The following is a 12,103-nucleotide window of genomic DNA, read 5'->3' as shown; positions in this document are numbered from 1 at the left end:
TGCTTTTATAAAGGTTCAATCAAACGTTTGATTGAATGATTATTCCTGGTCTTCGTTTTCCTCGTTAATGCCCTTCTCCATTGCTTTCCATGCCAATGTAGCACATTTGATTCTGGCCGGAAACTGGGATACACCCTGAAGAGCTTCGATATCGCCAAGATCCAAATCATCTTCATCATATTCTTTTCCCAGCATCATGTCAGAGAAAACTTTGGAAAGCTTTAATGCTTCCTCAATATTTTTACCCTTGATGGCTTGAGTCATCATTGAAGCTGAAGACATGGAAATCGAACAGCCTTCGCCTTCAAACTTCGCATCTGTCACTTTGCCATCCTCAAGCTTCAACGTCAATTGAATTCGGTCTCCGCAAGTAGGATTATTCATATTGATCGTCAAGCTGTCATCTTCAAGTACCCCTTTGTTACGAGGATTTTTATAATGATCCATAATCACCTGGCGGTAAAGGGTATCTAAATTTTTAGAAGACATCGCTGAAATACTCCTTTGTTTTGACAAGCCCTGCAACAAGCTTATCAATATCTTCTTCTGTATTGTACAGATAGAAGCTTGCACGTGCAGTTGCAGAAACCTTGAGCCATTTCATTAGCGGCTGTGCGCAATGGTGGCCGGCACGAACAGCAATTCCTTCTGCATCCAATACAGTAGCCACATCATGAGGGTGGACATCGTCAATATTGAAAGTGACGAGTCCGGCACGCTTAGATGCTTCTTTCGGACCGTAGATCGTCATGCCCTCAATGTCGGACAGTTTTTCCATAGCATAAGCAGCAAGCTTGTGCTCATATGCTTCAATTTCATCCAAGCCAATCTGTTCAAGAAAATCAATCGCAGCACCTAAACCAATGGCACCAGCAATGATGGGCGTTCCACCTTCAAATTTCCATGGAAGCTCTTTCCAAGTGGATTCATAAAGGCCGACAAAGTCGATCATTTCTCCGCCAAACTCGACCGGCTCCATCTTCTCCAGATGCTTTTTCTTTCCGTACAGAACACCGATGCCTGTAGGGCCGCACATTTTATGGCCAGAAAATGCAAGAAAATCGCAATCCAGGTCCTGAACATCAATCTTCATATGAGGAGCACTTTGAGCGCCATCCACAACCATAATAGCGCCATTTTCATGGGCAATTTTTGCAATTTCCTTTATCGGGTTCATCACGCCAAGTACGTTCGATACCTGCATGATCGAAACGATTTTGGTATTGCCATTCACGGTTTCCCTTACATCATCCAAGGAGATCGTCCCATCTTCCTGAAGAGGAAGGTACTTGAGTGTTGCACCCGTTTGTTTGGCAACCTGCTGCCAAGGAATAATATTGCTGTGATGCTCCATATAGGAAATCACAATTTCATCCCCTTCATCCAGGTTGTCACGTCCATAGCTGGCAGCAACTGTATTGATGGCTGTTGTTGTTCCTCTTGTAAAAATAACTTCCTCAGTTGAATTAGCATTAATGAACTTGCGGACTTTTTCCCTTGCACCTTCATAGCCATCCGTTGCTCTTGTTCCGAGTGTATGGACTCCTCTATGAACATTGGAGTTATATTCCCGATAGTATTTATCAAGCGCTTCGATAACAGGAGCAGGCTTTTGGGAAGTAGCCGCACTGTCTAAGTAAACAAGAGGCTTTCCGTTGACTTCCTGATCCAGGATGGGAAACATTTGCCGAATATCCCGGACATTCATTATTTTACTTTCCTTTCAATGACGGCTGTCAGCTGCTTTTTAACTCCTTCAATTGGAAGAGCATTAACAACCGGTGCAAGGAATCCGTGAATAACAAGGCGCTCTGCCTCTTTTTGTGAAATCCCGCGGCTCATTAAGTAGTAAAGCTGCAAAGGATCCACCCGTCCAACTGATGCTGCGTGTCCTGCGGTTACATCGTCTTCGTCAATCAATAGAATTGGGTTGGCGTCTCCGCGCGCTTTTTCGCTTAGCATCAGTACGCGTGACTCCTGCTCGGCATTTGACTTCGTAGCGCCATGCTCGATTTTTCCGATTCCATTAAAGATGGAAGATGCGGAATCTTTCATAACTCCATGCTTCAGAATATATCCTTCTGAATTCTTTCCAAAATGAATGACCTTTGTAGTGAAGTTTTGCGTTTGTTCCCCGCGTCCGACTACAACTGTTTTTGTGTCCCCAAAGGAGCCATCGCCAACAAGATTAGTCGTATTTTCAGAAACCGTGTTGCCATCATTCATAAGGCCAAGAGCCCATTCAATGCGTGCATCGCGTCCTGCAACACCGCGGCGGTTCACATAAGCAGTTGTGCCTTTTGCAAGCGTATCAACTGCACCGTATTGAACTTTAGCATTGGCATTCGCAATCACTTCAGTCACAATATTAAAAATGCCATTTGCTTCTTCAACTGTTGAAACATAGTTTTCAACATATGTGACTGAGCTGTTATCATCAGCCACAACCAATACATGATTGAAAAGGTTTGCTTCTTTATTATCGTGGATATATACAGCCTGAATAGGTTCTGCAATTTCCACGTTTTTAGGAACATACAAGAAAGCTCCGCCGTTTAAAAGGGCTGCATGCAGCGCAGTCAAACGGTGCTCATCTGTTTTCACGCCATCCTTCATAAAGTACTTCTGAAGAAGGTCGCTATGTTCTCTTGCAGCAGTAAAGATGTCAGTGAAAATAACGCCTTTACCCTGAAGCTCTTTTGAAAGAGACAAATGTGTTGGTCTGTTATTGCGCTGAATGTAAAGATTCTGGTCGCCTGCTTCAAGGTCAATCAGATTTCTAACATCCTCAGGAAGGTCGTTTAATGAAGCAAAGTCTTCACTTCCTACGATGTGTTTTTCGAACTGTGTGAAGTTCCATTTATCTATTTTTGTTTTATCAGGCTTTGGCATTGGCAGGTTTTCCGCGTTTGCAAGCGCATTTAGACGGAGTTCTGTCAGCCATGCCGGCTCGCCCATATCTTTTGAGAAGGAACTTACATATTCCTTGTCAAATGGTAGTTTTATTTCCGTTGTCATAGTGATCCCCCTAACGCTTACGCTTCTTGCCCAACTGTTTCGTCTTCAATGCCCAATTCTTGTTTAATCCAGTCATATCCTTCTGATTCTAAACGCTGTGCAAGCTCAGGACCGCCTGATTTTACAACGCGTCCCTGCATCATCACATGTACATGGTCAGGAGTGATGTAGTTAAGAAGGCGCTGGTAGTGAGTGATAATTAAGCATCCAAAATCTTCTCCGCGCATTTCGTTAATTCCTTTAGAAACAACCTTCAATGCATCAATATCCAAACCTGAATCGATTTCATCAAGAATCGCGATTCTTGGTTCAAGCATCATTAATTGAAGAATCTCATTGCGCTTCTTTTCACCGCCAGAGAAACCTTCATTTAAGTAACGCTGTGCCATGTCCAGATCCATTTCAAGGAATTCCATTTTGCTGTCCATTTTACGGATAAATTTCATTAAAGAAATTTCATTGCCTTCTTCCATGCGGCTGTTGATTGCTGAACGTAAGAAGTCAGCATTTGTAACACCGCTGATTTCACTTGGGTATTGCATTGCAAGGAAAAGGCCAGCTTGTGCACGTTCGTCAACTTCCATTTCAAGAACATCTTTACCATCTAAAGTAATGCTTCCCCCAGTTACTTCATATTTAGGGTGGCCCATGATTGCAGATGATAATGTAGATTTACCTGTTCCATTAGGCCCCATGATTGCGTGGATTTCTCCGCCTTTAATTTCAAGGTTTACACCTTTTAATATTTCTTTCCCCTCAATAGCAACATGAAGGTCTTTGATAGTTAGTACTGATCCTGCCATAATATATACCTCCGTCAATAAAAGAAGATTTGTGTAATCGGCTGTTTGCCGCAAATCTCTATTCTCATTTTATTCTCATTACAATCTTATAACAAATGAAATTTCATAGCAACTCTTTAAGACCCTTTAACAAACTTTTCAAACAAAAATGTTTAGAAAGTCTTTAAATGAAGATTTTATCATAGAATCTATCCTTCATCAAAGAGTGTCGGCTTAAAAAAACAGGCATGTCCTATTTATTTTTTCCCCCGATGGTTGATTCATGTATGGAAAGCTTAAATGAGAATGGATGGAAGGGTACGTCAAAATATTTATAAAAAAGAAAACCAGCGCACAGAGCAGCTGGTTTCCATTTTTCTTCTTTATTACATATATGGTTTAATCCTAGGAATGAATTTTTCTTTCAAGATCGGCAACTAAACGCTGGCTTTGCAGATAATCTTCTTCACGTTTCTTTTCAACTTCCATACGAACATCATGTTTCCGGCTGTACACTTCATATCCAACTCCATGGGCAGCTTGCATTGCTTTCTCCATTTCACTCGTGTAGTTCAGCTGTAACTGACTGATAATGAATCAATCCTTTCGGTTTTTATGCTTTCGCATTTAGTTTTTACATTTAAAATCTTAACACTTCACTTATACCCGACACAAAGCCGAAAAAACCTGATTTTTTTAGCAAAATAAGGAACCAGATTTGCTGAAGCGCTTTCATCTCACCCATTCTTACAATAAAGGCTATTTCCTCCTGATAAATGGTTGTTTTAAAAATTTTCTGAAATTATACAAGCTTATAGAAAAGACTTTTTCGTAAAGTTTGTTGCTTTTTGAAGGCAAACGTATTTTAACCAACTGAGTTGATTGTAGCGGAGGGCACTTGACTCCTCGTAAATGCTTCGCATTTCCTTCGTGCGATGTTTATTCAGGATGCTTATTCATTGTCCTGCGGGAAGTGAGGGAAGTGTGAGACCCCACAGGCGAAGCCGAGGAGGCTCGCACCCTCCCCGCTGAAAGCAAGTGCCCCAGCGGAAATCAACGGGTAGGATTTATAAACAAAAACAACAATCCATGAGTAAAGAGTCTAAAAAATTAAAACTCCTGCTTTTAGGCAGGAGCTGAAGGGTTATTTATTGTTTAAGCTGATTCAATTCAGTCATGGCTTCCTGGACAAGAGTAACTGCCTGGCTCATTGCAGCACCGCCGCCGAATGCAGCTGTTACACCTACCGCTTCCAGAATTTCTTCCTCTGAAGCTCCCTGGTCAATGCAGCCTTTTGTATGATAGATAATGCAGTATTCGTCCTGAGAATATAAGCTGATTCCAAGTGCAATGAGCTGCTTCTGTTTTTGGCTTAATGTTCCTTCCTTAAAGCAAGCTTCTGTAAAGGCATTATAATGCTGGGCCAAATCAGGCATTTTTTCAGTGAATACACCTAATCCTACTTTATAATCATGAAGAGCTGCTTCTATTGAGTTTGATGGTTCATGATAATGTTCCATTTTGCTCCACTCCATTCAAATTATTATCAACGTTAGTATGTTTGATTATTTTTCAAACTATGCGGATAGATAAGCCAATAGGCTGGGCATATAATGGAAACCTAATAAGATACAAAAAAGCAGGCATACGCGCCTGCTTTTTTAGCTCTATTATTCGGAAACCGGTACAACGGCTCCTTCATATTTTTCAAGAATGAAGTCCTGAATTTCCTTTGAACGAAGAACTTGTACTAAAGCTTTAATTCCTTCTTTTTCTTCATCTCCGCTGCGGACAGCAATCACGTTTACATATGGTGACTCTTTGTCCTCGATCGCAATTGAGTCTTTTAATGGATTCAAGCCTGCGTCAATTGCATAGTTAGAGTTGATTAGAACAGCATCGCCTTCACCATTGTTGTAAATTTGCGGAAGCAGGGAAGCTTCATATTCTGTATCAAATTCCAGCTTCTTAGGGTTGTCTTTAATATCTTCTAAGGTAGCTTCTGTTTTTTCAACATCTTCGTTTAATGTAATAAGGCCTTCTGCTTCTAGCATGGATAAGATCCGGCCATGGTCTGCTACAGAGTTGCTCATGATGATCGTTGCACCTTCAGGAAGATCTTCAAGGTTCTTATATTTTTGAGAATACACACCGATTGGCTCGATATGAATTCCGCCAGCATTTGTAAAGTCATAGCCATGCTCTGCTTTTTGTGATTCAAGGTAAGGAATGTGCTGGAAATAGTTTGCATCAAGCTCTTCAGACTCTAAAGCCTGGTTTGGCAGCACATAATCCTGGAATGTAACAACATCTAGTTCAAAGCCTTTTTCCTCAAGAAGCGGTTTCGCTTCTTCAAGAATTTCAGCGTGCGGTACGTTGGAAGCACCTACAGTAATTTTAGTGCTTTCTTTGCTATCTCCGCCATCCCCTGCATTATTTCCTTCTTCTTCTGAAGTTCCGCAAGCTGCAAGTACAAGTGCCACTGCAAGTGCAAGAACGAGTGATAACCACTTTTTCATGTTGATCTCTCCTATCGTTTGTCTAATTTTGTTGTTATTAAATCACCAATAAACTGGATGATAAATACGATGATCAGAATAATAATGGTCGCCATCAAAACGACATCATTACGGCTTCTCTGGAATCCTTCCAGGTATGCAAGGTTCCCTAGTCCTCCTGCACCGATCACACCAGCCATAGCTGTGTAGCCAACAAGGGCAATGGCTGTTACTGTAATACCCGAAACTAGGGCTGGCATGGATTCAGGAAGAAGGACCTTCCAGATAATCGTGCTTGTTTTGGCACCCATGGACTTGGCCGCTTCAATGACGCCTTTATCAATTTCTCTAAGCCCAATCTCAACCATCCGCGCGTAAAATGGCGCTGCCCCAATTATTAATGCAGGCAATGCTGCATCCTCCCCAATCATGGTTCCGATTAGGAATTTGGTAAAAGGAATTAAAAGAACAATTAAGATAATGAACGGAATAGAACGAAAAATATTTACGAAAGCTGAAATGACTTTATTGACTGCAGCATTTTCCCAGATATTCCCCTTTGAGGTCAGGAAGAGAAGCAGCCCCAAAATCGCACCTAAAATAAATGTTGCAACCACAGATATAGCAGTCATATAAAGGGTTTCCATGGTAGCTTCCCACATGGAGTCCCATTTTACATTTGGAAACCATTCGTTAAGCATTGGAAATCACCTCCACGCCAACCTGCTGGGATTGGATATAATCAATTGCTTTGGCAACTTCCTCTGCATCTCCATCCAAATGGATGAACAAAGTTCCATAAGAGCCATTTTGTGTTTGAGATATCTTCCCTTGAAGAATATTAACTGTCACCTGGAAATTCCGGATCAAATTCGTTATTAATGGCTGTTCAGCTGCTTCTCCGACAAATCCTAATTGCACTACTTTTCCGCGCGGATATACATCCACTAAGTGATCAATTGTTTCTTTTGTCTCCTCAGGCTCTGTGACCTGCTGGACAAAGCGCTTCGTAATCATCGCTTTAGGATTTTTAAAGACATCCAGCACAGGGCCAATTTCAACAATCCTGCCGCCTTCCATGACAGCAACACGGTGGCAAATTTTACGGATTACGTGCATTTCATGTGTAATCAGTACAATTGTTAAACCTAAACGCTCATTGATATCAACAAGCAAATCGAGAATCGAGTCAGTTGTTTGCGGATCGAGTGCTGATGTGGCCTCGTCACAAAGCAGCACTTTTGGGTTATTCGCAAGGGCTCTCGCAATCCCGACCCTTTGCTTTTGTCCGCCGCTCAGCTGAGAAGGATACGCATCCTCTCTGCCATCCAGGCCGACCAGCTTGATGAGTTCGTTTACTCTTTTCAGTCTTTCCTGCCTTGGAACACCTGCAATTTCAAGCGGAAATGCAATATTATCCCTGACACTTCTCGACCATAATAGGTTAAAATGCTGGAAAATCATGCTTATTTCCTGGCGTGCTTTCCTTAATTTGCTGCCTTTTATTTTTGAAACATCATTGCCGGCCACGATTACACTTCCTTGTGTTGGAAGCTCAAGGCCGTTTAGCATGCGGATTAAAGTACTTTTACCTGCGCCGCTATATCCGATCACACCGAAGATTTCTCCTTCTTTTATCTCCAGGTTTACGTCATCTACGGCTTTCACCTGGCCCTTTTTAGAGGAATAAATCTTCTTTACATCTTTTATGGAAATCAACGTGTTGTTTCACCTCTTTAATCGAAAATACAGATTTTAATTAAAAGACCGCTTTTTTTCTAGTTTTCGACTGCTCAGCCGCTTTCATTCATGAGCAGAATAACGAGCTGATGCCCGAAAAATAAAAATGCCTTTCTGCGCATGAGCAGAAAGGCATTAAAAATTTAAGTCCTTTCTCTCATCTGTCAAAGCGATTGCTTTGAGTGAATTGGCACCATTTCAAATTAATGACGGTTGCCGGGCTTCATAGGGCACTTCCCTCCACCTCTCTTGATAAGAGCGTAACGTTCTATATTCAATTAACACTTTAAATGATTTAAGCAGCTTTTTAATTACGTTTGCTATCGTATCATAGCTTTTAAAAAGGTGTCAACGATGAACTTTTAAACTTTTTTAAAAAATGGACGGTAAATTTTTCTTGCCGTCATTAAGCTTTTGCAGCCAAAGAATTTATACCTGTCGCAGCTTCAATTGCCTGCTCGAGATCTTCAATCAGATCATCCGCATTCTCGATCCCGATAGAAATCCGAATTAAATCTTGAGGTACCCCCGCTGCCTTTAAACCTTCTTTATCGAGCTGCTGGTGGGTCGTGCTGGCCGGGTGGATGATTAGGCTCTTTGCATCCCCGACATTGGCCACATGGGCCCAAAGCTGAAGGCTATTAATCAGCTTTGCACCAGCTTCCCGGCCGCCTGCAATTCCGAAAACAGCGACAGCGCCTGCTCCTTTAGGCAAATATTTATCTGCCAGAGCTTTATCCGGATGGCTTTCATGGCCTGGGTAAAGCACCCAGTTAACCGCAGGGTGGGCTTCCAGATATTCAACCACTTTCTTCGTATTGGCAATATGCTCCTTCATTCTCACATGCAAGGTCTCAAGTCCCAATGTGAACTGGAATGCACTTTGCGCACTCATTGCCGGCCCCAAATCTCTTAAAAGCTGAACTCGTGCTTTAATAATATAAGCAGCCTCGCCAATCGCTTCACTATAAACAATATCATGGTAGCTTGGATCAGGTTCTGTGAAGCCAGGAAACTTCGGTGAATTCCAATCAAACTTTCCGCCATCCACGATAATGCCGCCCATTGTTGTTCCATTTCCAAGCAGCCATTTAGTCGCTGAGTGAATAACGATATCAGCGCCATGCTCAATCGGCCTGCATAAATAAGGTGTTGCAAAGGTATTATCAATGATTAGAGGAACTCCGTTTTCATGAGCGATTGCAGCCACCTTTTCAAGATCAAGAACCTTCAAACTCGGGTTTCCAATCGTTTCAGCAAAGACTGCCTTGGTTTTATCTGTTATGGCGTTTCTAAAGTTTTCCGGATCTTTTGGATCCACAAACTTAACATCAATCCCGTACTTAGGAAGGGTGACTGCAAACAAATTATAAGTACCGCCATATAGATTGGAGGCCGCAACAATCTCATCCCCCGCCTGAGCAAGATTTAGGATTGCCAGAGTAATAGCAGATTGACCGCTTGCAAGCGCCAAAGCACCCACTCCGCCTTCAAGCAAAGCCACTCTTTCCTCAAATACACTTACAGTCGGATTATGTATCCGGCTATAAATGTATCCAGGTTCCTTTAAGGCAAAAAGATCTGCGGCATGGTCTGTATTTTTGAATTGGTAAGCATTGTTCTGGTAAATCGGCACTGCTCTTGCCCCCGTAACCGGATCAGGATTCAGTCCCCCATGTACTCCTAGTGTTTCAAAACGGTAGCTTTTTTGTTTGTCAGTCATGTTTCTCTCTCCTTTATTTGTTATTGTTTAATAAAAACTCTTTTCTCATAAATTGTTGTTTTTGTTTATGAATTCTGCCCGTTGATTTCAGCATGGGGCACTCAGCGAACCCGCGGGGAGGTTTGCGAGCCTCCTCGGCTTCGCCTGCGGGGTCTGGCACTTCCCTCTCTTCCCGCTGGACATTGAATAAACTTCCTTGAATAGACCCTCGTCGTAAGAAAATCGGATGCATTTTCGAGGATCAAGTGCCCTCCGCTACAATCAAAAGGGTGCCAAAATCACGAATAGCCAAAAAACCCTCTTCATAAGAAGAGGGCTCTACCATCTCTTCTTATCTTCCAGAGCCAAATTGCTCTGCTGGATTTAGCACCGTGTAAACTACCGGTTGCCGGGCTTCGTTGGGCCAGTCCCTCCGCCACTCTTGATAAGAATATTCAGTTAATTTTTAAGTTAAAGTGATACTATCATACTTTTTCGAAAGTGGTCAAGTGTTTTCATATGAAATCTTGATCTTGCCTAAACAGAAAAAGGACTCAAGCAAAAGAGTTTTTCGGAAGGTGGTGTCTATTGCGATATCTTTCCGGGTTAGGGCATCTCTAAGCTTGACCCTGCCGGAAATAATTGAATGAATAGCTTCTTCAGAGCCTGTTATCTTAACATCAAATTTCTTTGTTCGCCTGGCTTTCTTGATTTCCCCTTTTGTAATCTGCAGAGGTATGCTAATATTTCCCGCTTGGATAAGGATAGAAAAAGACGATTTTCTTAATAAATATCCTACATGGCCTTTTGCTTGATTCTCCCTGACAAATAGATCTGCTAAATCTTCCATAGCCTCCCCCCTCGTACTGGGTTTCTTCCTTGTTATATTCAGTAATTGCGTTTTACAGTCCTTTTATTTTTGTTCGACAAATACAGCATAAAAAAAAGACAATGCCCGTTTTTAAAAGGCATTATCAATCATTTCCCGAGAAATATGTCAGATTATACTGCTTTTACTGCAGGATTGGCAGCTTTTGTCTTTTTGTAGCTTCTAAACACGAAGAAAAAGTAAAGAGATCCGACAAGGTACAATGAAGCAGTTATCGAGAAGACGAGTGCGTAGCCCCAGTAAGCCCCGTATTTAATGACGATTCCGGTTGATACGGGACCCATCACCGCCCAGCCAAGATTAAATACCATTTGATTAACAGAATTTGCGAGCCCCTTCATTGAATCATCTACCTTGGACATCATGAGCGACATTTGGATTGGATTTCCTGCATTCATCAGGGCCTGGCGGAATAGAAAACCGATGGCAGCCAGCCATAGATGTTCCGTATAAGCGGTTAAAAGCAGAAATGGAAGCGACATTAGCTGCAGAATCACGACAGCTTTGACTTCCCCAACCTTCCTTACGACGATAGGACCGATAATCATTGCAAAAGCAGTGGCTGCCTGCCCAAGGGAAATAATAAATCCAATAGCAGAATTTGATGCGGCAAAACGGTCAGCGAAATACAAATTCAGATAAGGAATAACTAATCCAGCCCCAAACCCAATCAGCAGCTGAGCAAAAGCAAACATGGCAATAATTTTAATACCGTCATTTTTAAACGAAAGGTCTTTAAAAGAGAATCTCTTTAAGGGTTTGTCCTCCCTCTTACCTTTCTGCTTTTCATTGAAACGCAGGATTGGTATCAGTCCAGCCATAAAAAACAGGCTGCCAATTAAAAGCGTGATCCGAAGACTGTTCAGGTGGGTAGTAAATAGAGAAAATATGTCCGTTAAGATCCCGCCGCTCAGATTGCCTATTACATTGGCTCCGGTCATGATCGCAAAATGAATGCTAAACAGGTGAACCCTCTGATCAGCCTTCGAATTTTCGGCTAGCCATGGAATGCTGGATACCTGTAAAAAGGCAGTCGTCAGCCCTGAAAAAAAGGCAAACAAAATTAGCAGTGACTGCAATTCAATCACACTTCTGAACAGCATAACAGCACCCGTGGCTGCAGCTCCAAAAAGCATCGCTTTCTTTCTGCCAATCCTGTCGCTCGCAATCCCTGCCGGAACAAGAATCATCGCCGTTGCGAGTGCAGTCATGGATATAACCTGGCCATTAATATTTTCAGAGTAACCAAGTTCCCTTATGTAGAAATTATAAATGACCATGAAGATTCCAAAGCCTATTTGCGTAAGTATATTAGCCATAAAGGCCAATTTTATATTGCGATTGTAGCCTTTAATCTGGCCAGCCCATTCCCTGTAAAATGCCATCTCGATCCCATCCCTGCGCTGTATGTATAATCACATTTGATTTTATTTCGATTTCCTAAGTATCATACTCCTTTCCGCAAACGTTTGTA

12 protein-coding genes and 2 riboswitches are annotated in these 12,103 nt (G+C 42.1%); all 12 genes read right to left on the bottom strand.

Going from position 1 to position 12,103, the window contains the following annotated elements; genetic code table 11:
* Positions 1-39: 39 nt before the first annotated feature.
* Positions 40-489 carry a Fe-S cluster assembly sulfur transfer protein SufU gene (gene sufU / locus J7I93_RS05005; RefSeq protein ID WP_214723918.1) on the bottom strand — a complete coding sequence of 150 codons (450 nt, stop codon included), beginning with the start codon at positions 487-489 and terminating at the stop codon, positions 40-42.
* On the bottom strand, positions 479-1,708 hold the full coding sequence (locus J7I93_RS05000) for a cysteine desulfurase (protein WP_214723916.1): 1,230 nt from the start codon (positions 1,706-1,708) through the stop codon (positions 479-481). Before J7I93_RS05000 ends, sufU begins: the two co-directional genes overlap by 11 nt.
* Positions 1,708-3,018, bottom strand: coding sequence for a Fe-S cluster assembly protein SufD (gene sufD, locus J7I93_RS04995; protein ID WP_214723914.1), 1,311 nt, complete (start codon positions 3,016-3,018; stop codon positions 1,708-1,710). The genes J7I93_RS05000 and sufD overlap by 1 nt, the downstream gene beginning before the upstream one ends.
* A gap of 17 nt (positions 3,019-3,035) precedes the next feature.
* Positions 3,036-3,821, bottom strand: a complete 786-nt coding sequence (sufC, locus tag J7I93_RS04990) for a Fe-S cluster assembly ATPase SufC (protein WP_214723913.1) — start codon at positions 3,819-3,821, stop codon at positions 3,036-3,038.
* Positions 3,822-4,205: 384 nt separating this feature from the next.
* On the bottom strand, positions 4,206-4,346 hold the full coding sequence (locus tag J7I93_RS04985) for a YuzK family famiily protein (RefSeq protein WP_214724090.1): 141 nt from the start codon (positions 4,344-4,346) through the stop codon (positions 4,206-4,208).
* A gap of 602 nt (positions 4,347-4,948) precedes the next feature.
* Positions 4,949-5,320: a carboxymuconolactone decarboxylase family protein gene (locus tag J7I93_RS04980; protein ID WP_214723911.1), complete on the bottom strand. Its 372-nt coding sequence runs from the start codon at positions 5,318-5,320 to the stop codon at positions 4,949-4,951.
* A 150-nt stretch (positions 5,321-5,470) separates the two neighbouring features.
* Positions 5,471-6,319, bottom strand: a complete 849-nt coding sequence (locus J7I93_RS04975; protein WP_214723909.1) for a MetQ/NlpA family ABC transporter substrate-binding protein — start codon at positions 6,317-6,319, stop codon at positions 5,471-5,473.
* Between the two features lie 11 nt (positions 6,320-6,330).
* Entirely contained in the window at positions 6,331-6,999 is a 669-nt protein-coding gene (locus J7I93_RS04970; RefSeq protein WP_214723907.1) for a methionine ABC transporter permease, read from the bottom strand.
* Positions 6,992-8,017: a methionine ABC transporter ATP-binding protein gene (locus J7I93_RS04965; RefSeq protein ID WP_214723905.1), complete on the bottom strand. Its 1,026-nt coding sequence runs from the start codon at positions 8,015-8,017 to the stop codon at positions 6,992-6,994. Before J7I93_RS04965 ends, J7I93_RS04970 begins: the two co-directional genes overlap by 8 nt.
* Positions 8,018-8,192: 175 nt before the next feature.
* Positions 8,193-8,297, bottom strand: a riboswitch (SAM riboswitch).
* A 147-nt stretch (positions 8,298-8,444) separates the two neighbouring features.
* Entirely contained in the window at positions 8,445-9,761 is a 1,317-nt protein-coding gene (locus J7I93_RS04960; RefSeq protein WP_214723903.1) for an O-acetylhomoserine aminocarboxypropyltransferase/cysteine synthase family protein, read from the bottom strand.
* 328 nt (positions 9,762-10,089) lie between these two features.
* Positions 10,090-10,192, bottom strand: a riboswitch (SAM riboswitch).
* A 53-nt stretch (positions 10,193-10,245) separates the two neighbouring features.
* On the bottom strand, positions 10,246-10,590 hold the full coding sequence (locus J7I93_RS04955) for a hypothetical protein (protein ID WP_214723901.1): 345 nt from the start codon (positions 10,588-10,590) through the stop codon (positions 10,246-10,248).
* 152 nt (positions 10,591-10,742) lie between these two features.
* Positions 10,743-12,014 carry an MFS transporter gene (locus tag J7I93_RS04950; protein WP_214723900.1) on the bottom strand — a complete coding sequence of 424 codons (1,272 nt, stop codon included), beginning with the start codon at positions 12,012-12,014 and terminating at the stop codon, positions 10,743-10,745.
* Positions 12,015-12,103 lie beyond the last annotated feature (89 nt).

Origin of the sequence: Bacillus sp. ISL-47, from assembly GCF_018613175.1 — a bacterium.
In the GTDB taxonomy this organism is placed as follows: Bacteria; Bacillota; Bacilli; order Bacillales; family Cytobacillaceae; genus Cytobacillus.
Note: the sequence above shows the minus strand (reverse complement) of the source record. Positions and strands in the feature narration are given on the sequence as shown.